Source organism: Flexivirga alba (assembly GCF_042661025.1).
Taxonomy (GTDB): domain Bacteria; phylum Actinomycetota; class Actinomycetes; order Actinomycetales; family Dermatophilaceae; genus Flexivirga; species Flexivirga alba.
This window is the reverse complement of record NZ_JBHSWH010000001.1, coordinates 952265-973516: the sequence shown is the minus strand read 5'-3', so window position 1 is coordinate 973516 and position 21252 is coordinate 952265. Positions and strand designations below refer to the sequence as shown.

Annotated in this window: 20 protein-coding genes; 9 read left to right on the top strand and 11 right to left on the bottom strand. The window is 65.9% G+C overall.

The window, feature by feature from the left end; all coding sequences use genetic code 11:
- Positions 1-11 precede the first annotated feature (11 nt).
- Together ACFQDH_RS04780 and ACFQDH_RS04775 are read left to right on the top strand one after the other, a co-directional pair.
- Entirely contained in the window at positions 12-704 is a 693-nt protein-coding gene (locus ACFQDH_RS04780) for a hypothetical protein (RefSeq protein WP_382398982.1), read from the top strand.
- Positions 701-2650, top strand: coding sequence for a primary-amine oxidase (locus tag ACFQDH_RS04775; RefSeq protein WP_382398980.1), 1950 nt, complete (start codon positions 701-703; stop codon positions 2648-2650). The genes ACFQDH_RS04780 and ACFQDH_RS04775 overlap by 4 nt, the downstream gene beginning before the upstream one ends.
- Before the next feature lie 18 nt (positions 2651-2668).
- On the opposite strand, the gene ACFQDH_RS04770 is transcribed toward ACFQDH_RS04775, so the two are convergent.
- From ACFQDH_RS04770 to ACFQDH_RS04760, 3 genes are all read right to left on the bottom strand, one after another.
- Entirely contained in the window at positions 2669-3031 is a 363-nt protein-coding gene (locus ACFQDH_RS04770) for a type II toxin-antitoxin system PemK/MazF family toxin (protein ID WP_382398978.1), read from the bottom strand.
- 9 nt (positions 3032-3040) lie between these two features.
- Positions 3041-3223, bottom strand: coding sequence for a hypothetical protein (locus ACFQDH_RS04765; protein WP_382398976.1), 183 nt, complete (start codon positions 3221-3223; stop codon positions 3041-3043).
- A gap of 145 nt (positions 3224-3368) precedes the next feature.
- Positions 3369-4565 carry a MarP family serine protease gene (locus tag ACFQDH_RS04760; RefSeq protein ID WP_382398974.1) on the bottom strand — a complete coding sequence of 399 codons (1197 nt, stop codon included), beginning with the start codon at positions 4563-4565 and terminating at the stop codon, positions 3369-3371.
- Positions 4566-4707: 142 nt separating this feature from the next.
- On the opposite strand from ACFQDH_RS04760, the gene ACFQDH_RS04755 reads away from it, so the two are divergent.
- Together ACFQDH_RS04755 and ACFQDH_RS04750 are read left to right on the top strand one after the other, a co-directional pair.
- A complete protein-coding gene (locus ACFQDH_RS04755; RefSeq protein ID WP_382398972.1) occupies positions 4708-5310 on the top strand; it encodes a heavy metal-binding domain-containing protein in 603 nt (200 codons plus the stop codon).
- Positions 5311-5541: 231 nt separating this feature from the next.
- Positions 5542-5688 (top strand): hypothetical protein, encoded by a 147-nt coding sequence (locus ACFQDH_RS04750; protein ID WP_382398970.1) that lies wholly within the window; start codon positions 5542-5544, stop codon positions 5686-5688.
- On the opposite strand, the gene ACFQDH_RS04745 is transcribed toward ACFQDH_RS04750, so the two are convergent.
- The 4 genes from ACFQDH_RS04745 to ACFQDH_RS04730 all read right to left on the bottom strand — a co-directional run bounded on the left by ACFQDH_RS04745 (position 5679) and on the right by ACFQDH_RS04730 (position 8111).
- Positions 5679-5939 carry a hypothetical protein gene (locus ACFQDH_RS04745; RefSeq protein WP_382398968.1) on the bottom strand — a complete coding sequence of 87 codons (261 nt, stop codon included), beginning with the start codon at positions 5937-5939 and terminating at the stop codon, positions 5679-5681. The two genes, ACFQDH_RS04750 and ACFQDH_RS04745, sit on opposite strands and share 10 nt — an antisense overlap.
- Positions 5940-6021: 82 nt before the next feature.
- Positions 6022-6981: a LysR family transcriptional regulator gene (locus tag ACFQDH_RS04740; protein ID WP_382398966.1), complete on the bottom strand. Its 960-nt coding sequence runs from the start codon at positions 6979-6981 to the stop codon at positions 6022-6024.
- A gap of 213 nt (positions 6982-7194) precedes the next feature.
- Positions 7195-7542, bottom strand: a complete 348-nt coding sequence (locus tag ACFQDH_RS04735; protein ID WP_382398964.1) for a pyridoxamine 5'-phosphate oxidase family protein — start codon at positions 7540-7542, stop codon at positions 7195-7197.
- Between the two features lie 11 nt (positions 7543-7553).
- Positions 7554-8111, bottom strand: a complete 558-nt coding sequence (locus tag ACFQDH_RS04730) for a dihydrofolate reductase family protein (RefSeq protein ID WP_382398962.1) — start codon at positions 8109-8111, stop codon at positions 7554-7556.
- 87 nt (positions 8112-8198) lie between these two features.
- Here ACFQDH_RS04730 and ACFQDH_RS04725 point away from each other — a divergent pair, with 87 nt between their 5' ends.
- On the top strand, positions 8199-8660 hold the full coding sequence (locus ACFQDH_RS04725) for a winged helix-turn-helix transcriptional regulator (RefSeq protein WP_382398960.1): 462 nt from the start codon (positions 8199-8201) through the stop codon (positions 8658-8660).
- 70 nt (positions 8661-8730) lie between these two features.
- Positions 8731-9099 (top strand): hypothetical protein, encoded by a 369-nt coding sequence (locus ACFQDH_RS04720; RefSeq protein WP_382398958.1) that lies wholly within the window; start codon positions 8731-8733, stop codon positions 9097-9099.
- 46 nt (positions 9100-9145) lie between these two features.
- On the opposite strand, the gene ACFQDH_RS04715 is transcribed toward ACFQDH_RS04720, so the two are convergent.
- Both ACFQDH_RS04715 and ACFQDH_RS04710 read right to left on the bottom strand, forming a co-directional pair.
- The gene (locus tag ACFQDH_RS04715; RefSeq protein WP_382398956.1) at positions 9146-10903 is read right to left on the bottom strand and encodes an ABC transporter substrate-binding protein; all 1758 of its coding nucleotides are present in this window, start codon (positions 10901-10903) and stop codon (positions 9146-9148) included.
- 911 nt (positions 10904-11814) lie between these two features.
- Complete coding sequence (locus ACFQDH_RS04710) at positions 11815-14409, bottom strand: GH92 family glycosyl hydrolase (RefSeq protein ID WP_382398955.1); 2595 nt, start codon at positions 14407-14409, stop codon at positions 11815-11817.
- 146 nt (positions 14410-14555) lie between these two features.
- Between ACFQDH_RS04710 and ACFQDH_RS04705 the strand changes: the two genes are divergently transcribed.
- Positions 14556-15596: a LacI family DNA-binding transcriptional regulator gene (locus ACFQDH_RS04705; protein ID WP_382398953.1), complete on the top strand. Its 1041-nt coding sequence runs from the start codon at positions 14556-14558 to the stop codon at positions 15594-15596.
- A 47-nt stretch (positions 15597-15643) separates the two neighbouring features.
- Here ACFQDH_RS04705 and ACFQDH_RS04700 read toward each other — a convergent pair whose 3' ends face one another.
- Both ACFQDH_RS04700 and ACFQDH_RS04695 read right to left on the bottom strand, forming a co-directional pair.
- A complete protein-coding gene (locus ACFQDH_RS04700; protein ID WP_382398951.1) occupies positions 15644-17092 on the bottom strand; it encodes a phospholipase D-like domain-containing protein in 1449 nt (482 codons plus the stop codon).
- A 106-nt stretch (positions 17093-17198) separates the two neighbouring features.
- Positions 17199-18371 carry a peptidoglycan-binding domain-containing protein gene (locus ACFQDH_RS04695; RefSeq protein WP_382398949.1) on the bottom strand — a complete coding sequence of 391 codons (1173 nt, stop codon included), beginning with the start codon at positions 18369-18371 and terminating at the stop codon, positions 17199-17201.
- A gap of 213 nt (positions 18372-18584) precedes the next feature.
- On the opposite strand from ACFQDH_RS04695, the gene ACFQDH_RS04690 reads away from it, so the two are divergent.
- Together ACFQDH_RS04690 and ACFQDH_RS04685 are read left to right on the top strand one after the other, a co-directional pair.
- The gene (locus ACFQDH_RS04690) at positions 18585-19424 is read left to right on the top strand and encodes a glycosyltransferase (RefSeq protein ID WP_382398947.1); all 840 of its coding nucleotides are present in this window, start codon (positions 18585-18587) and stop codon (positions 19422-19424) included.
- A gap of 23 nt (positions 19425-19447) precedes the next feature.
- Positions 19448-21208, top strand: a complete 1761-nt coding sequence (locus ACFQDH_RS04685) for a CDP-glycerol glycerophosphotransferase family protein (protein ID WP_382398945.1) — start codon at positions 19448-19450, stop codon at positions 21206-21208.
- Positions 21209-21252 lie beyond the last annotated feature (44 nt).

Here is a 21252-nt window from a genome sequence, read left to right as displayed (position 1 = left end):
ATGATGGAGACATGGAGTTCCGTGGCGTGTTGCCGGAGGACGCGCCCGATCCGCGCATCAAACAGCGCCGACGCCTGCGCGAGATGCCCGTCCCCGTCGTGGGCCTGGCGGGACAGCCGTCGTTGGAGGACACCGACCTGCTCAGCTTTATCGGCGTCTCGGACGACGCAGGGTATGCCGAGCTCTGCGTGAGCGTCACCTACACCTTGTTGCGCAACCCCGCCGACCGTTCCGACCCGGTCAACCTTGCCGAGCTCGATGAGAAGCAGCGGGCTGCGATCGTGGCGGTGCCGCCGCGGCCGCGGCCGGCCTGGCTGATCGAGGAGGTTCAGCGGAGGCGGTATCCGCAACTGCGGGAGGCGGTCCGCACCAGCTGGAGCCGCGCCCGGGCAGGGCAGGTCGACCTCGCGCAGCGGCTGGCGGACCACGCGAACGACGTTCTGAACAACCACTATCGGCAACCGACTGGGCCGGAGATGCGGTGGGCGTCATACGTCAACGGCGCGGAGGTGAGACGGTCCGGGACCGTTCTCGTGGATGGAGTCTCCATCGCGACTGTCGAGATCGACACCGATTCGTTGGTGTATGCCGTCGGAGCCCGGACCGGACCGCACACCGTGGTGACGGCCGTGCTCCCACGCAGCGAGTTGAAGTACCTCGACATCGCCTTCACCACCAGGTCAACAAAGGGACCACCATCATGAGCGAGAGTGACCTGACCGAGCAGGCCGCGGTGGGCGGCCCGGCGACGCATCCGTTGGACCCGCTGACTGCGGCCGAGTTCGAGCACACGGTGTCGATCCTGCGCCGCGACCGCGGTGCGACCGACCGATGGCGTTTCGCGTCCATCGAGCTGGTCGAGCCGGACAAGCCGGTGGTCGCCGCGTTCCGACCCGGCGGGCCGATCACTCGCCGCTCCCGCGTCGTGTGTTTCGACCGCGACAGCGGCGATGTCCATGTCGCGGTCGTCGACCTGACCGGTGACCGGGTGGACAGCTTCGAGCACCGGCCCGGTGTGCAGCCGAACATGACGATCGACGAGTGGCATGAAGCCGACGAGATGCTGCGCCATGACGAGCGCGTGATCGAGGCGTTGGCCCGCCGTGGCCTGACCGACATGGACCGGGTGTTGATGGACACCTGGACGTATGGCGGATTCCTGATACCGGAGAAGTACAAGTCGCTTCGGGTCGGGTGGACCGACACCTGGTATCGCGACCAGGAGGGGTCGAATCCTTACGCGAATCCGGTCAACGGGTTCCACTGCGTCATCGACGTGAACTCGATGCAGCTGCTGGAGATCCAGGACACCTTCAGTGTTGAAAAGCCTTCTGTCATGGGCGAATACGTGCCCGGCCTCATCCCCGGCTATCAGGCCCGCACCGATCTGAAGCCGCTGGTGATCACCCAGCCCGACGGCGTCTCCTTCACCCTGGACGGCAACCAGATCTCCTGGCAGAACTGGACCTTCCGGGTCGGGTTCAACTACCGCGAGGGACTGGTCCTGCACCGGATCAGCTACACAGACGGCGATCGGGCACGCCCGGTCGCGGACCGGATCTCGTTGGCCGAGATGGTGGTCCCTTACCGCGACCCGGCCATCGACCACACCAACCGGACCGCGTTCGACATCGGCGAGTGGGGTCTGGGTTTCATGACCACCTCGCTGGAGCTGGGCTGCGACTGCCTGGGTGAGATCCGCTACCTGGACGCTGTGCTGCACGACAGCACCGGCACGCCATACACGATCAACCACGCGATCTGCATCCACGAGGAGGACGACCGGGTCCTGTGGAAGCACGTCGATGCTCAGGCCGGCGCCGAGGTGCGTCGCTCACGCCGGCTGACCGTGTCGTGTCACGTCACCGTCGCCAATTACGAATACCTCATCTACTGGTCCTTCTACCAGGACGGCACCATCGAGTGCCAGGTGCGCGCCACCGGGATCATGGTCGCCACCCACATCGCGGATGGCGAGCAGCCGCGCCACGGAACGATGATCGGGGAGCGCACCTATGCCCCGCACCACCAGCACTTCCTGGTGGCGCGGCTGGACATGAATGTCGACGGCGGCCCGAATACCGTTTATCGGACGGACTGCTCGCCCGATCCGGTCAGCGACGAGAACCCGTTCGGGCTGGCGCTGGCCGCTACTTCGACGCCGCTACGGACCGAGTCGGACGGCAAGCAGGATTACGACTGGTCCAGCCAACGGACCTGGAAAGTGGTCAACGAGCACTCCCGCAACGCCGCCGGCACGCCAGTCGCCTACAAGCTGATCCCGACCGGCTGCTTCCCGGCGCTGATCGACCAGAACTCACCGGTGTTCCAGCGAGCCCAGGTGCTCGGGCACACTTTGTGGGTGACGCCATACAACTCCGAAGAACGTTGGCCTTGCGGTGAATTCGTCAACCAGAGCAGTCGGGACGAGGGCCTGCCGGCCTGGACCGCGGCAAACCGCAGCATCGAGGACACCGATGTCGTGCTCTGGTACGTCTTCGGGATCAACCACATCACGCGGCCCGAGGACTGGCCGGTGATGCCGGCCGATACCGTCACCTTCCAGCTGAAGCCCTTCGGCTTCTTCGACCGCAACCCCGCACTGGACGTCCCGCCCACCGGCGACCACTGCAATCCCCAGCACGCATGACAGCTCATCGCCCGCTGCCTATCGGCCGGGCCCTCCGATGAGCCGCGTGACAATCTTCTGAACCGCGCTCACGTCGTACCGGCGTCGCTCGACGCGGGTGATGCGTTCGGTGGAGAAGGTGCGGACTTGCTCGCAGATTGCCCACGATCCTGACGTAACCTGCACGCGGGTTGGCCAGGACCGCTCGGCGCTGGTCATAGGGACGCCGATGACCAATGAAAAGGCGTGGTGATAGCGCGTGTCCGAGAGGACCAGGTACGGCCGGTGTTTGGCTTGCTCCCTACCCTTCGCCGGGTCGAGATCGGCCCACACGACGTCACCGCGAGTGAAGCTCTGACCCGACGACTTCGGTCGCTGGGGTCGGCTTGTCCCTCCTGCCATGTGGACGACTCACTCGCCCTGCTCGTCGCGGTCCAGTCCAGCGTCCTCGGCTCGGTAGTCATCGCTCGGCTCATCGCCGTCATCGGCCAGTGCCTGCCTGACTTCCGCAGGATCGAGTGCTTCGACGGCTTGCCAAAAGTCCGCTTCCTCGCGCTGGTCGAGGAGCGATTCGATGAAGGCGCCCTGAGTCATTCCTGACGCCTTCGCCAGTCGACGGAGTCGACTGTGCGTGGCATCCGCCACCTTGATAGTCGTCGAAGTCATACTGTGAGTATACCTTGCGGTACGACTTCGGGCTTCGTCTCGGGTGGTGTCCACGTACTTCGTTGCGATTGGCTCAGTCGACGCACGAACCGGTGGAGACTGGAGTGGTGGCGTGGGCGGCCGCCTCGACGACCGGTCGGCTCTCGTCCAGCGTCAGCGCGTAGGCGGTCGGCGCGCCGCGGGCCGACTTCGCGAAGACGGTGCCCACCACCTGACCGGTCGACGACAGCAACGGCCCGCCGGAGTTGCCCGGCTGCACGCGACCAGTGAGCGCATACACGTCACGAGGCGCGGCGGGCTGGCCGTAGATGTCGGTGCCGAGGGCATGCAGGCGCGAGTTGATCCGTGCTCCGTCGAGTCGGTAGGGGCCGTTCTCCGGGAAACCTGCCACGACGGCGTCGTCGCCGCGGGAGAGTTCGGCGCCGGTCGGGAGCGCAGGGGCGTTCAGGTCCGGCACCGCCAGCACGGCAATGTCACGGTCCTGGGAGAACGCCACTGTCGTCGCCGGATAGCTGCGTCCTGTGCCGCCGATCTGCACCCGCGGGTGCTCGACACCGGCGACGACGTGCGCGTTGGTCACCACGCGGTGCGGCGCCGCAACCCAGCCGCTGCCCTCCTGTGCAAGCCCGCAACTGTCAGCGATACCAGTCACTTTCACGATCGAAGCGGCGGCACGCGCGACGCCGGGTCCGCGCACCGCCTCCGATCCCGGCGGGGCGACGGGTGCGATCGGCCCGGCATACAGATCGGGCATCCCTCGGTCGTCGACCAGTTGCCGCAGGCCGGCAAAGAAGCGGTCGGCCCCCGACGGCATGACTCGGTCGACACCCTGCAACACCCGCGAGTGCGCCACCGCTTCCGACGCCCCCGCGGGCAGGGCACCTTGCACGGATCCCGCGACGAACCAGGCGAGTATGGCGGAAACCACCACGCCCGCCACCGCGCCGAGCACGGAGTCGACCTTGAGCGCCGGTTGGACACGCAGCAGGGACCGGAACCGGCTACCAGCCCGCGCCCCCAGGGTCTGCCCGACGACGGCCAGCGCGAGCACTCCGACGATGAGCAGCAGTCCTTGTCGGAGGGCGCTGTCGGCCGTGGCCGACCAACGCTCCAATACCCCTGGTATCAGCCACAATCCGAGGAATCCGCCGGCCAGGAAGCCCGCCAGAGACAGCGCGCCCGCGACGAATCCGGTCCGGTAATGCGCGACGGCATACCCGATCAGCATCAGCACGAGCAGGACGTCGAGAACCGTGGCGCCACTGATCACAGTCGTGACCCTATGCGAGAGCTCCTCGCCAGTGGGTCGTCGCGCTCGAGCCGGCCGGCGCCACGCGTGACGAATGCCGAAATCGGGACCTGGCGCGGCGCGGCGTGCTTATCTTGCTCATCGTCTCTGAGGAGGAGCGCGCATGAAGACCAAAGAGATCGTCAGGATGTATGGCGTCGACGGTGCCGCGTTCGAGCGCTGGCTGAGGAAGTCCTGGTATGCCTACAAGTCGGGGATGATGGGCGGTCTCGAGCTGACCGACGGTCAGAACGTCGACGAGATCGTGCTCGCGTTCAAGCAATACCTGGTGCAGCAGAAGGAGCGGACGGCCCGCGAGGCGTCCGAGCGGGATCGAGCTGCGGGCCTGAAGCAGGAGGCGATGGACGCGATGCTGGTGACGACCGGTTTCAACTTCGAGGGTTACCAGATCACCAGATATGCGGGGTATGTCTCCGGAGACGATGCCGTGCAGTTCCAGCGGACATCGGGCGTGTTCGGCCGGTCGACCGGGGTGGGAGACGGCCTCATGTCGTCGATGAGCCAACTCCGGCAGAATGCGCTCACTCAGGTCAAGGAAGCCGCTTACGCCCTGGAGTGCAACGCCGTCATCGGGGTCGACTTCGACTACCTGACGGTCGACCCGAAGTCCTCGGGCGTTGGAAACAACACCAACTATCACCCGTACGTCTTCGGTGTGACCGCCAGCGGGACGGCGATCGTGGTCGAGCAGCTGCCACAGGCGTGAGGATCAGCGCGTCGTGCACGTCCAGGTCGGTCTTGATGATCTCGCTCGCGAGCGAGCCGAGCGTGCAGTCCTCCCGGTCTGACCGCCAACGCAACCGGCGCTATGCCACCCGTGCGCCATAGCGCACGTCTGGCATCACCCCAGACGCACGCCACATGAGGTATCACCCGCGAGCGCCGAAGCCTCCTTCAGGTCATCCAGTGAAGGCTTGTCGAAGGGGAGCAGTGGTGCGTGATGCGTTTCGGGATGGATGAAGGGGTCGAGATCATGGTGGCGATGCTCCTGCTGATCGGCGCGTTGCCGTTCCTGATGTACCTGCTGGAGCGACACCTGGATGAGCCGAAGGAGAAGCCGTTGCGCGGTCAGGGTCAGAACTGAACTCGGCGGTGGGTGCCGAGGCACCACCCAGTGCTGGTGGTGCTGTGCTGGCCGGGAGGCGGCGCAATTGCTCCGTGCAAACGCGCGTCTTCACCCCAGTGCAGCAACTCCTCTTCCCACGGCCGGTTGATCAGCAGTAGGCGCTCTTGCAGCTCGACGCCCGCTGTGAACAAGACACTCAACGCACGCCATACACGGTCCAGGGCGCTCTGTGCCCCCGGCCAACCCGATGCGCCTTCGAACCGTGGCATGACCCACCCCGCTCCGTTCGATATGTCGACCAGCAAACCAGCGTTGACACACAACGGAAAGCCGCACACGGAACACAACCGATCAGATCGGCTGATCACCAGCGAGCCAGCCAAGTTTGGCGGCCAGACCATGCGCGGACTCGTGCACCGAACGCACTGCCCAGCGGGAGTCGCCGGACCGTGACAGCAGGAACCACGGGTAGAGGATCGGAGGCGAGAACTGGACCCACCGAAGGCCGGGCATGAGCAGGTCGCAGGACCGTGGGACCACCGCCGCGCAGTCGTCCTCGGCGACCAGGTATGCCGCGGCGCGGATGCTCTGCACGGTGCCGTGGTACCGCCTGGGCTCGAAGCCGGCAGCCTCACAAGCTGCGACCAGGAACGCATTGAACTCGGGGGCCTGAGAGTCGTCGGCGAGCACCAACGGCACGCCGGCCAGGGCCGCCAGGACGGTGCTGTCTGCGCCTGCGATCGGGTTCCCCTCCCGGACCAGCACACCCAGCGGGTCGAGTCGGATCAGCTCGGAGACCACTCCGGGCGGGGCGTTCGCGGCGTTGCCGAAGCCGACATCGAGAGAGCCTTCGGCCAGCATCCGGTACTGGGCGGTGACAGTCGCCTCCAGACGGTGCACCACCAGGCCGGGATGGTTGTACTGCACGTTGCGCAGCACCTGCGGCATGGAGTCCAGGCTCGAGTCACCGACGGCCACGGCCAGGACCTCGGTGTCTGCGCCGGCGGTTTGCGCAGCTGCGACGGCCCGATCCACCGCCCGCAGGACAGTGGGCGCCTCGGCGACCAGGGCTTCGCCGGCGCGGGTGAGGCGGACGTAGTGGGTAGTGCGCTCCACCAAGGTCACACCGAGCGCTCGTTCCAGCCGCTGGATCTGCTGGCTCAAGGCGGATTGCACGATGTGCTCGCGCGCTGCTGCGCGGCCGAAATGCAACTCCTCGGCCAGGGTCAGGAAGTAGCGCAACTGCCGCAACTCCACGTGATTGCCGCTCGCCAACTTGCCTGTATGGCGCTCGGCTACAGCGTCGCTCACGGTCGCCAGCCTCGCTGCGGTCTCGGCGCGCGGAGCGGCTCGGCGTACTGGCCCGGTCACTGACGAATCACCTCATTCACCGGACATGGCCGTCCGGGCGGCTCGTCGTCGGGCCGTTCAGAAAGTCTACGGCGGGTGGGACATGGTCGTCCCAATACTGCGACTCCGCCACGGGCCGTCCTCACATTCCGATCTGGTGGTGGTCAACCTCGATCAGCCCGATGACCCGTTCGACATCGCGCCCATACGGGCCGCCGGTGTATTTGGTCGAGATCTCGTCGACCACCTGCCACCCTGCTCGCCGTCCAGCCACTCGACGACGCGACCGCGGAGTATGACGGGCGAGAACGGCTCGTCGGGTGGCGTGAGCGAGATCGCGACCCTGGGATCGCGGCGCAGATTGCGCGCCTTGCGGGAGTCGGGCCCGGTCATGATCGCAACCCGGTCGCCGACGGTGCCGATCCACACGGGGACCGAGTGGGGTGCGCCGTCGGGCAGGGTCGTCGCGAGATGGGCGATCGGGGTGCCGTCCAGGGCGGAGCGGAGGTCGTTGCTGAGCATCGTCGTGATCCTCACTTCGAGATTCGGTAGTGGAGGTGGGTGACACCGGCGCCAGCGACGGTGTCAATGAGCGTGAGCGGAACCTGCTCGGAGAGTTGTCCGAAGAACGGCCGGCCGTCACCGAGCAGGACCGGCACCTGATGCAGGATGACCTCGTCGACCAGGCCCGCTTCGATCGCGGCGGTCGCGGTGACGCCGCCCTGGATGCCGACGTCCTTTCCGCCTGCGAGTTCCTTTCCTCGCGCGATGCCGTCCCCGATCGAAGTAGCGAAGATCTGGCGCTGCGAGTCGACATACTCCGCCGGCTGCGGGCGGTGGCTGACCACAACCATCGGGGCCGTCGGGTGCGGGCTGCCGCCGCCGAAACCCTCGCAGTCGTCGTATGTCGTGCGTCCGGTCACCACCGCGCCCACGCGGTCGACGAGTTGCTGGTAGGTGGCGGCGTTGCCGGTGTCGCCATACCAATCGAAAAGCACGCCGCCCGCGCCGAGACCGTGGCCCGGTCGAGGGTTACTGCCGGTGATGTAGCCGTCGACCGAGACCGCCAGGGCCGCTATGACCTTGCTCATGACGTTTCCTTTCGGGGGTTCCGTGAAGAGACGTAGACGCTAGCGCACTTAGTTCCTTAAGGGAACCCCAAGTGATAACTTGGTCCCATGCAACGCACCCAGTTCGGTGAGATGGCCTGCTCGATCGCCCGCACCTGGGACGTGATCGGAGAGCCCTGGTCGGCCTTGATCGTCCGCGACATCTGGGTCGGCATCCGGCGCTTCGATCAGCTGCAAGCAGACCTTGGCATCTCCCGCAAGGTTCTCACCGAACGGCTGAACCACCTGGTCGAGCAGGAGGTGCTCGAACGCCGGCCGTATGGCGCACGCCCCCGCTTCGAATATCACCTCACGAAGAAGGGGACTGAGCTGCTGGACGTGCTGATGGTCATGGTCCGGTGGGGCGACCACTGGCTGGCGGGCGAGGCTGGGCCGCCCGTGTTGTATCGCCACCACGCATGCGGCCAGATCGCGCAGGTCGACTCCCGCTGCAGTAGCTGCGGTGGCCCGATGCATGCCGACGACGTCGACGTCCTCCCCGGGCCGGGGGCGGCGACGACCGTCGGCTGAGCCGTCGCCCGCGCGTTGCAGGTCGGTGACGGTCCCGGTGGATGACGGAACCACGGTCGATACTGACCGTATGTCGACGACGGCACGGATTGGCGGCGGAGTGCTGGTGGCTTCGCTGTTGCTGCTCGCGGGCTGTGGCTCCGAATCGAGTGGCTCCCTCCAGGGCGAATGTAACGCCCGAATCGTCTTTCAGAACAAGACTTTTCGCGGACACAACTTGGTCAGACAATCGGCCCCGGCGGAGGCGGCGGTGCTCGGCACTGGAGACGTCGTCGGTTGTGATCGGGAGGTTGTCGACCACGCCGCCATACACAAGCTCCGCGGGGTCGACGCCGACGTCGCGATCGCCGTCGTCGACTCGCACTGGCCAGGCGTCTACGTCCGGGAAGGCAGCGAGCCCACGGACTGGCCCGCGCAGCTCAAACTGCCTTCCCCATAACTACGACCCCAAGCACGGCCTCGGCCGACGAAACCGGGCCGATCAGTCAGTTCGACAACCACACCTGCGACATGCTGTTCAGCACGACGTTGTTCACGTTCCGTCCGAAGGTCAGGGTGCTCATCGTGTAGTAGTCCGGCAGGCTCGGGAAATACTTGGTCATCAGCTCCTGGTCCAGCGCGGCCCACTTCGGGGCAGCCTTCGCCGGGTCCATCGCGCTGGTCTTGGCCATCTGCGCATTGACGGCGGCGTTCTTGAACATGCCGACACCGCCGCCCTGGTCGATGTAGGCGCCGTTGAACAGGACGGGGTAGACCGAGTCACCGGTCGGCCAGTCGTAGCACCAACCAGGTGTGCCCTGCCCCATGTTGACCGGTGCGTTCCCTTCGCCGATCTTCTTGGTGTACTCGGCCTTCGCCAGTGGGATGTCCTTCACCGTGAAGCCGGCCTTCTCCAGGCCCGCCTTCCGCGCGTTGTTGGCCGCGACCTTTGCCGGGTCGTCGCTGATGTAGTAGTAGGACAGCTGGAAGCCGAGCTTGTTCGCCTTCTTCAGCATCGCCTTGGCCTTGGCCGGGTCCCCGTTGCCCTGCCCCTTCGCGTAGGGCAGCGCCGGGTATTTCTTGTAACCCTGCAGACTGGGCGCGTCGAACGTGGTCGCCGGCTGGTAAGCCAGGTTCGACAAGCCGCCGGCCTTGCGGATCTCGTTGAACGGCCACGCGTAGGCGATCGCCTTGCGGATGTCCAGCGGGATCTTTCGGTCGTCCATCTCGACATACATGACGCACGAGCCGGGTCCGATCACGAACTGGTTCTTCTTGGCTCCGGTGACCTGGGAGGCCAGCGACGCGTCGAGCGCGCCGATGTTGATGGTGTCGGCGCCGATCCCGCTGTTGGCCAGGATCCGCTGCTGCGACGGGAGATTGCTGATCGAGAAGTTGACCTGGATCTTGTCCGGGTAGTTGTGCCGCACCGGGTCCGAGGCCGGGGCCCAGTTGGGATTGCGGGTCAGGACCAGCTTCTGGCCGATGTTGTATGTCGACACCTCGTACGGCCCCGTCGTCAGCGGGTGCTTCTGATAGTCGTTCTTGGTGTCCTTGGACTGCGGGATCGGGCTGAACTGCGGGAAGGAAGCGAAGTAGTTGAACGACGGCATCTTCTGGGTCAGGTGGAAGACCAGCGTGTCGTTGCCCTGGGTCGTGACGCCCGGGAAGTTCGCCTTCGGCTGCTTGAACGGACCCTTGTAGGTATTGCCGCCCTTGAGATATTGCATCTGGTATGTCGTGCCGTCGGCAGCGACGCTCTCCGTGGCGAACGACCGTTTGATCGCGTAGGCGAAGTCTTCGATCTTGACCGGTGAACCGTCGGAGTATTTCAACCCCGGCTTGATCTTGAACGTCCAGGTGAGCCCGTCCGCAGATTGAGTGCCGACATTGGTCGCGAGGTCGGGGACCAGCACTTGCTGACCATGCACGACCTTGTACTGCGTCAAGGCTCGGAAGAGGTACTGCGCCGCGATCAGCCCTGAGTCGGTGTAGTAGATGCCCGACGGGTCCATGGTCGGCGGATTCGAGGAGTCGTCGAGGTAGAGCGTGCCGCCCTTCTTCGCGCCCGGTACCGCCGGCGCCGGCCCTTGGAGGCCTGCGTCGGAAGCGGCAACCGCTGCCTTCGTCTGAGCTGCCGAAGCGGATCTGACGTTGCTGTTGTCGCCCTTCCCCTTGCTCGATGGGCCGCCGCTGCCGCACGCAGCCAGTGAAACTGCAGTCAGCCCAGCAGTGGTCAGTGCAACCGTCTTCGTCCAGCGCATCCGTCACTTCTCTCTCGTCATGAAACTGCGATCACGCACCACGAATTCGTAAGCACGCGCAATTCCCGCGATCTCAGAAGGCCGAGATCGTAACTTGCTTACCAGGCCCGCTCCGGGCTGCGTAAGAAAGTCACGTGTCCAATTTTGGACGCGCCTCTCGCCGGCTTGGCCCGGGTGGCCGGGGTGGCCGCCGATGGCGACCACCCCGACCGAGGGTGTTCCCGAACCGCTACCGCCGCGGACTCGGCTTGGGCACGACGTGCCCGGGTTGGGCCTTGCCCGGCTTCGCCGGAGCGACGTGCGGCACCGCGGTCTTGGACTGCGAGCTCGCCGTCGTCGTCCCGTCGAAGCCGATGGCGAAGACGTGCGCGTCACCACCGCTGGCCAATGGCAACGTGATGCTCGCGACCGTCTTGCCCGCGGTCAGCGGGGCGGACACGCTGAAGACGAACGTCTTCACGTTGTCCTGGTTGTTGCCGCCGGCGTTCCGATAGGTCGTGCTGATCGCGGTCACGTTGCCGGTCACCGGAGTGCCGCCACCGCCGCCGAGCGTCCAGTCACTGAACATCGCGTCGAACGTCGACGACGTGCCGTCGGTGTAGTGGACGGTCACCGTGCCACCCGCTCCCGACGACCCGGCGTTGGTCGCCGAGCCGAGCAGACCGATGCGAGTCGCGCTGGCGGGCACCGACAACGGGATCGTCTGGCCGGCCTCCTCGATGTTGTCGAGGGTCGCGACCGGGACGTTCGGCCAGGTGTAGTCGATGCCGTCAGCGCTCACACTCGAGCCGGGGGTGACCCCGCCCGCCGCCAACGCCTGAGCCGAATAGCTCCAGCCCCCGCCGTCATACGTCGCGGCGTTGGTGTTGCCGTCGTCGGTGATGCCGGCGTTCGTGTAGAACGGCCACACCTCACCCGGCTTGGCGACCGAGACGTCGATCGATGACGACGGAAGTGCACCGCCGCCGGCGAGCGAGAAGTCGAGGCCGACCGAGTAGCGACCCTCGGCACTCGCCGAGGCGGTGATCTTCACCGGAGCCGTCGCGGTGGCGCCCGCCTTGACCTTGACCGAGCCCTGGGTCGGGCTCACGGAGAGGCCGTTCATCGGGTGAGCGGACCAATCGACCGTCTGCGTCGAGCCGCTGACATTCGTCACGGTCACGTTGGCGGTCGTTGTACTGCCGGGCTGCAGGATGGCGCTCGCCGGGGTGGCCGACGCGAAGACCGGTGTCTGGCCCGTGCCATCCGACGGCGGAGCGTTCTTCGCCGCCGAGCCCCAGGACGTGTTCGGCGTGGTGCCGAGATCGAATGCGAGTGTCGTGCCCTGTCCGAAGGTGCTGTATGTCGTCCACGGCTTGTTCCACGTGCCGCCGTTCAGCTTCAGGCCGTGCACGTATGGCGCGTTCGGCGCCGCATTGGGTGCCGTGATCGTCGTGGTCCTGCCGTTCGCGAGGTGCACCACCGTGAGTGGGAAGACCGGACTGCCCAGCGCCAGGGTGTCGGTGCCCGGGGTCTCCGGGTACATACCGAGGTTCGACCAGACATACCAGGAGCTCATGGCGCCGAGGTCGTCGTTGCCGAACTGACCGACGGGCGCATCGAAGTACAGCTGCTGCTGTGCGTCCCGCACGACCTTCTGGGTCTTCGACGGTTGGCCGATGTAGTCGTACTCCCAGGGGATCTCGATGCTCGGCTCGTTCGACAGGTCGGCGTTGGTGCCGCTCGGGTGGTCGATCGAGGTGAACAGGCTGTCGAGGTACTTCCCGTATGCCGCGTTGCCGCCCTTCGCCGTCGCCAGCGTCTTGATGTTGAACGGCACCATCGGGGTGTACTGCGCGGAGGTGCCCTCGACCATGCCGGTGCCCGTGGAGGGTGAATCCGGGGACCCACTGGCCGTTGGCGAGCTTGGCCTGGACGTATCCGGTGCCCGAGTTGAAGGTGTTCTGCCAGTCCTGCGCCTTGGTGGCGAACTTCGTGTAGGTGCTGGTGTTGCCGATGGACCGGGCCAACGACGCGATCGAGTAGTCGGCCGAGTCGTATTCCAGCTGCGTCGACACCGGACCGTAGAAGTTGCAGCAGGCGTAGCTCGCGTCATACGGCAGGTAGCCGTAGACGTCACGGGTGTGCTGACCCGGCCGGTTGTTGTTCGGCTGAGTGGCCTCATCGACCATGGCGGTCAACGCGTGCTGGACGTCGAAGTCACGTGCACCGAAGGCGTAGGCGTCGGCGATGATCGGGTCGGCGGGATCGCCGACCATCACATAGCTCTCACCGTTGTTGAGCGCCCACTTCGGCATCATTCCGGTCTGGTCATAGTCGTTCAGCATCGAGGTGATCGAGTCGCTCGTCTGCTCCGGCGCGACCATCGCGGAGAGCTGCACCTGGCTGCGGTAGATGTCCCAGCCGGAGTAGTTCGCGTACTGGTCGTGACCGGCCGCAACCTGGTGGACCTTGTCGTCATACCCCATGTATTGGCCGTTGTCGTCGCTGAACACGTTCGGGTGCAACAGCGAGTGGTAGAGCGCGGTGTAGAACTGCGCCTGCTGGGTGTGCGTGCCGCCGCCGATCTCGATCTTGCCGAGCAGCTTGTTCCACGCGGCGCTCGCGCCGTTGTGGACACCGTCGAAGTCCCAGGCGGGGATCTCGGTGGTCAGGTTGCCCGTCGCGTTCGCGGCGTTCGTGTAGGAGATGCCCACCTTGGCGAGCACCGGTGCACCCGCCGTCGTGTCGAAGGTGAGGACCTCGCCCGCGGGCCCGCCGCCGGCAGCGGTGCCGTAGCTGTTTGCGGTGAACGGCTGGTTGAATTTCAGGTCGAAGTGCAGCGTGTAGTCGTGCTCCAGGCTGCTGCTCTGACCACAGAAATGGCCGGACGTGACCGAGCCGACGAGTTCGCTGGCGCCGACGACCGTGGCACTGGTGCCGTCGACCTGACTTGCGCCGCCGTTCAGCTTGACGACGAGGTTGGAGGCGGTCGACTGCGGGAAGGTGAACTTCCCGATCGCGGCGCGCTGGGTCGACGTGAGTGCCGTGGTCACGGCGTTCGATCCGCTGCCGGTGGTGACCTGGTAGAAGCCGGCCGTCGCTTTCTCGCCATCGTGGGTGTATGGCGTGGTGAGGCCGCCCGGGTCGGTGCCGACGTCGCCGACGACCGGCAGGATCGGGATGTCGCCGCTGGCGCCGCAGCCCGGGCCCGAGATGTGGGTCAGGCTGAAGCCGCGCAGGCTGGTGTCGTTGTATTCGTAGCCGCCGCCCGCGGGGCGATCGGGTGAGGTGTCGGGGCTCCACTGCGTCATACCGAACGGCACGGCGGGCCCGGGGAAGGTGTCGACGGCACCCGAGGTGCCGACGATGGTGTTGACCAGGGACGCGGGGTCGCTCACCAGGGTGGGCGCTGCGTCGGCGGTCGGCACGATGATCAGAGCGGCGGCCGAGGCGAGTGCCGCCGACCCGATCGCGGCACCGGCGCTGCGCGCCAGGCGTCGTGACCGTAACGAGGGAATCTTCACGCTGTGCTCCTTGACTCCGTAGGGCGTTGTCTGTGCTAGACAACGTTGTCAACGTATTCCTGGCGAAGCCCTCCGTGGTGGTTAGTGGGGCGATGGATTTCACTGCACAGTCGTTGTCGTGTATACAGTCCGGAAGCGAGGGAAGGGTGACAACGTTGCCAGCAGATTCGGCAATCGAGGGGCGTCGACCGACAATGCGCGACGTCGCGGCGCGCGCCGGCGTCAGTCTGAAGACCGTGTCCAGGGTGCTCAATGGCGAGTCCGGCGTGTACGTCGAGACCGCTGAGCGGGTTCGCGTCGCAGCCCGCGATCTTCGGTTCGTGCGCAATGAGTCCGCGGCGACCCTGAAGCGGTCCGGACAGCGGTCGCGCAGCATCGGCCTGGTTCTGGAGAACGTCGCGAACCCCTACTGGGCTGCCCTTGCCAAGGCGGTCGAGGACGTCGCCCGGGAACGCGGATTCCTTTTGACGACAGGCAGTTCCGGTGACGACCCCGCGGTCGAGCGACAGCTGCTCGACGAGCTGTGCAACCGGCGGGTGGGAGGTCTGCTGGTTGTCCCAAGTGGCGCCGAGCTGGGCTACCTCGCCGACGAGATCGAGCACGGCACCGTGGTCGTGAGCATCGATCGGCCCGCCGCAGGGGTGAAGGTCGACACCGTGCTGCTCGCCAACGCCGCCGGCGTCCGGGACGGCGTCCTCCATCTGGTCGGTGCCGGGCACCACCGGATCGCGTTCGTCGGGGACACCGTGCGCTACACCGGGTCGCAGCGACTCGCGGGATACCGCGAGGCACTCAGCGCTGCGGGTCTGCCGTTCGACCGCCACCTCGTGCGGCGCGCCCACGATGCGGAGCACGCCCGGGCAGCGGCCCGAGAATTATTGGCACTCGATGACGCGCCGACCGCGATCTTCGCCGGCAACAACCTGCTGACCCGCGGCGTGCTCGAGGCGCTCGGGCCGCAGCGGCGGGAGATCGCCGTCGTGGGCTTCGACGACTTCCCGTTCGCCACGCTGATGGAGCCGCCGGTGACCGTCGTAGGTCAGGACGCCGCCGAGCTCGGCCGCTCTGGTGCGCTGCAGTTGTTCCGCAGGCTCGAGGGCGAGTCCGGCCCGGTTCAGGAGATCGTGCTCGCGACGACACTTGTCGCGCGTGGTTCCGGCGAGCTGACCCCGGCCGGTCGTCGCTGACCAGACTTGGCCCATTGGAAAGTCGGGACCCGCTGTGACGCCGCTGCTCAGCCGTCGACGAGCAGCCCTCGCAGCGGGCCCTGCAACCGGTCCACCCGGCGTGATAGCCCAGAGATCCGGCGGACGCGGTGGATCGGGTCTTGGTGCGCGGCGGAGACCGGGTCCTGTTCATCGCACTGCGTTCGCCAGACCGTGTCGATGACCGACGACGGATCACCGTCCACCTGGTCGGCGGGCAGATCGAGGTGCTCGCTCCAGAGCTGGAGCCGGGTGGTGCGGGCAAGCTTCTCGTCGAGGGTGAGGACGTTCATCTCGGTGTCGTTGTAGAGCGAGTGCTCGTTGAGGTTCGCCGAACCGATCGTGAGCCAGCGGTCGTCGATGATCCCGATCTTCGCGTGCACGTAGACGCCCGGGCTGTCCGCGGTCGGTCCGAGGAGCGTGGTCGCAAGTAACCGGTTGTGGCTGTCGGCGCCGAGCAGCCGACCCAACTGTCCGCGCGTGGTGTCCTTGCCGTTGTTGGGGCGCAGCGGAAGCACCAGCAGCAGCCGGAAGTCGGGGTGCGGTGGGTTACGAAGCTTGTCGATGAGGATGTCGACGACCTCGGCAGACCACAAGAACTGGTTCTCCAGATAAATGAACCGCTCCGCTGCGCGCAGGGCTCGCAGGTAGGCGCCAAGGATCGAGAACTCTCCGTCGGGGAGGAAGCCGTAGATGCTGTTCGGCAGCGTTCGCAGGATCTGAAGGTCCACCTCACCGGCCGGTTCACTCTGGCGTGGGTCAGCGACGTCACGTCCGGTCACCTCGCGCCAACGGTCCACGAAGTGGCGCGCGACATCGACCACCGCCGGTCCCTGTATGACGCTCGCGCAGTCATGCCAGCCCAGCCGCCCGTCGTTCGGGTGCCGGTTGCCGTCCAACCGGTTGCCGCCCAAATGCGTCAGATCGATCCCGCCGACGAACGCGATCTCGTCGTCGACGATGACCAACTTCTCGTGATGGCAGTGCATTGTCCGCTCACGTTTATCCAATTCGCATTCGATGCGCGAGTCGCGTTGGAAGTCGATCCGGTCCTTGGCCACATGTCCGCGAGAGGGCGAGAAGACGGGAAGCGGTGGACCCGCCCATATCAGCAACCGGACTGGCACGCTCTGTGCCTTCTGCGCCAGGAGATCGCGCAACGGAGGCCCCTCAGGACGGAGGAGGAAGTCCGGGCTGGAGTGCCAGCCGGCGATGTGCACATGGGACCGCGCGCCCTCGATCGCCTCCTGCATCCGCCGCAGCGCCGCTTCGCCATCGACGAGAACTTCCATCCGGTTGCCCCTGCGCACGGGCACGCCGTCGACCCATCCCGCGGGAGTGCCGGGGGCCGGCGGGCGAAGCAGTGCAGCGTGTCCGTGACGCCGCAACCGGAACCGATGCTCGGCGGCGATTGCGGCCTCAACTCCGCCTCCGAGTTTGTTGTCGAGGAAGTCCAACGGGGACTGTCGGCTCGTCATGGTCGTCCGCCCTTTCGTGGATCGCAGCCAACCCAACGTATCCACCCGGTGTCCGCGCTCGGTGCGCTTCGGCAAACAACGTCATGTCCATCTTGGGCGGGCGGACTCACCCAGACAACATGCCGCTCACCAAGGCCTGCCAGGTCATCGGACCGCAGATGCCGTCGACGGTCACCGTCGGGACCTCGAGGTGCACGGCCTGCTGGAAGCCACGCACCGCGTTCGCTGTCTTCGGGCCGTACTGGCCGTCCACTGCGAGGTAGGTCGCCGGGTTGCCGGACAGGTTGCGGAAGTTGATCTCCACCTGCACGCCCTTGACCGCCTCACCGTGACTGCCGTTGTGACAGGTGATGACGAGGTGTGACCAGGTCGTCGGTCCGACGACGCCATCGACGACGAGGCCGGCACTGTGCTGGAACTTGCGTACCGCCGCGTCGGTCAGCGCACCGAAGTCGCCGTCCGCGGTGAGCGTCGCACCGTGCGCGTTCAGCAGGTGCTGCAACGTCGGCACCGGGTGACCGTTCGCACCCTTGCGCAGCACTGGCCAGGGCTGCAGGTGGCCGATGGTCACCGTCGTGGGCTGGCGCACCCAGGCCTCGGAGGTGATGTTGACCATGGACGGCTGGTCGATGATGCCGATGGTGTTCCAGGTGAACAACGCATAGCCGGGGGCGCCGGCGCTGACACCGCCGGGCACGCTCACGTGCAACTGTCCGGCCAGCCAGCCGATGGAGCCGTAGCCGCACAGCGAGACGCAGTGATCCTCGTTCGGGTCGGCGTGGAAACCGGTGCCGAACCAGCCGCTCGTCCCGCCTGTGCTGAGCCAGGCGTTGTCCAGCTGGTCCGCGGCAACGCCGAGCTTCACCGGGCCTTGCGCTATCGCCGCGTGCAGGGCGGAGGGATTCGTCCAGTCGACGGTGGCCTGCGGGCCGTCGTCATACACGCTGCCGTTCTGCCGGAAGCCGTCGTGCTGCATCCAGTTGAGGACGTCGGGCAGGTAGGCGCCCTCCAGGACACCGTGGGCGGTGGCCCAGCTGATCGCCTCGGCGTCGGTGATGAAGATCTCCGGGTTGTGGCAAGCCTTGGCGAACGCCTCCTCCGCGGTGACACAATCACCGTGAACATCGTTGCCCCACATGGAGATTCGGGATGGAACCGTCAGGAACTGCAGCGGAGCCGACACCGGTGGCGCGAACGCACGAGCCGCGGCGAGCACATGCCGCGGAGTGGGTATGGCGCCGCGCATCCGCGCGGGAGGTGTGGTGGTCTGGTCGGACATGGTGGTCCCTTTCTAGTGCAGTCAATCAGAAATGGAACAGGCATACGAGCGAACACTCTGAGGAGTCTTCTCGTGGACCGGTTGATACACGAGGCGCCCGTCGACTGAAGCTGAAAGAAGTCTCAGCTTCACTCAGCAACTTCACAGCATCCTTGTGGCACCGTCGCGGACGCAACAGGACCAGCCCTGTCGAAGCGAGAGGATGCCGTGTCGGTGGCGTTCGTGCAGCCCAAATTCAGCGTCGTTGTGCCCCTTTACCGAACAGCCCGGTATCTGCCGGATCTGCTGGAGTCGTTCGATCGCCAACAAGTCGGCAGCTACACGGTGGAGTTCATCTTTGTCGACGATGGCTCCGACGACGACTCGGCCGCGATTGCCGCCACCTGGCTCAACGCGGCCGAGTTCGACGGCTGCGTCATACAACAGCAGAACGCCGGAGTGTCAGCGGCGCGCAATAGGGGACTCGACGCCGCAACCGGCGACTGGGTGACTTTCCCGGACTCGGACGACTTTGTCAGCGATGGGTATTTCTGCTCCGCAGCCAAGGCCTTGGAGCAGCTCGACGATGGTGTCGTGCTGCTCAGCGGCAACGTTCAGCGATTCACCGAATCGACCGGCAAGAAGTCCGATGAGCACCCGCTTCGCTTCAAGTTCCGAGAAGGAACCGGAGCGGTCGACCTCGCGAGGCGGCCGACGTTCATCCAGACCCAATCTGCATCGGCCTTCTTCCGGATGGACGTCATCCGCGAGCACGGCGTTCGGTTCGTCGAAGGGTTACGCGTCGCCGAGGATGCCGTCTTTGCGTCGACGTACTTACTTGCCGCCCCGACGACAAGGATTGCGCCACTGACGGAGTCCGTTTACTACTACCGCCGCCGCGAGGCGGGGACTCGGCCGCGGACACCTATCGCACGAACCCGGATTTCTACTTTGGCAGATTCGAAAGGGGCTATATCCCACTGCTCGAGAGGTTCTCGCAGGCCGAACTGCCGCCGGAGTGGCTGCAGAACATCGTCCTCTACGACCTCGGGTGGTTCTTCCCGCGTGAGCTGACTGTGGAACGCAAGGCGACCCATTTGGACGACGTCGACAAGAAGCAGGTCATTGGCCTGCTCCGAACAGTTCTGGAGTCACTCGACCCGCACGTCATCGTCGACTACCGGCTGACCGCTATAGCTCCGGAAGCTCGCGCACTCATGCTCACCCTCGGTGGCAGCCCGCTGCCCGCGGCGGGTGCGGTCCGGGTCGCGAAGAATGTCCCGGGAGCGTTCGAGCTCAGTTATCTGTTCCAGGGCGAGCAACCCGTCGAGCAGTTGGACTCACTTGGCCGGACGATCAAGCCGCTGGCCGTCAAGACTCGGCAGTTGGACTACTTCGGCCAGGAGGACTTGAAGGAGCGCATCATCAGGCTGCCCGCCATCGCGTCGGTCACGCTCTGCCTGAATGGCAAACCGCAGCTCCTGCGGCACGTCAACTACTACTTCGGTTCGACGCACGCGCACGCGAAGGAAGCCTTCGGCTCTGCTGAGAACCGATCCACCCCGATCTGGAGACAGGTGGCGATCCGGGGCGCCGAGGAGTTGGTCTGCTGGACGAAAGCACCGCTTCGGAACGCGGAGATCGCGCGGAGGGCGGCCACCCTGCGCGGTAGTCGATACCGGGCATTCATCCGGAACTTGGCCAAGACGCCCCATTTCCACCAGAAGTATGACGGTGCGTGGCTCGTCATGGACCGGCTGCGCTCCGCCGGCGACAACGGTGAGTATCTCTACGACTATCTGGACCGCGAGCGACCCGACATCAATGCCTGGTTCGTCCTGCAGAAGGGCGGCCCCGAGTGGGATCGACTGAAGAGTCGCGGGTTCCGGCTCATCGACTTCCGCAGTATCGAGCACCTGGTCGCACTGCAATGCGCCGCCGTCGTCGCGTCCTCCCAGTTGGACGTCGAGATGGAGCAACCGGTCCCCAAGAATTTCTATCGGCGAAGCCAACGGCCGTGGCGTTTCGTCTATCTGCAGCACGGTGTGCTGCAACACAATCTCGCGCACTGGTTCAACGGCAAGGACATCGATCTCCTCACGACCGCCAGCGTCGATGAGCACGAGTCGATAGTCGCCGATGGGACGACATACAAGCTGACCACCGACTCGGTGACCTTGACCGGATTTCCCCGGTATGACGCGGCGGCCCGCGCCGGTGCGAAGCACCCGTTCGGCCAGCGATCGATCATCCTGGTCGCACCGACGTGGCGGAACTCGCTCTTCCTGCCCAAGTCGGCATTCGGGGCTCAGCGACGGTTGAAGGAGCCATTCCTGCACACGGAGTACGGCCGGAAATGGATGGGTTTCCTCTGCCACCCGGATCTCGAGCAGTTCGCCGCACAGAGCGGCGCACAGGTCGTCTATCTCCCGCACCCGAACCTGCGGGGAAACGCGCCAGAGGTTTCTTACCCGGACCATGTGCAGGTCATCGAATCCACGCCGGACACCATTGAGTTGATGAGCAGGGCGCGCGTGACCGTCACCGACTACTCGTCGATCTTCTTCGACGCTGCGCTGGCGAAGTCGCGGGTCGTGTTCTTCCAGTTCGACCAGGACAGTTTCCTCAATGGTGGCCACACCTACCTGCCCGGCCGCTGGGACTACGCGCAGGACGGCTTCGGCCCGGTCGAGTCGTCCGTGGACGGAGCGATCGCGCAGACCATCTGCGCCTACTCGGCGTCCGCGTCGGACTGGCCGGGCGTCTACGACGAACGCGTGGCACGCACCATTCCGTTGACCGACGGGTCCGCCGCCGAGCGCATCACCGACGAGATCGAGGCCAAGTTCCTGAGCTGAGGCGAGAGCCTTTCGCGCACCGGCACGGCCTGGCGTGCTGACGG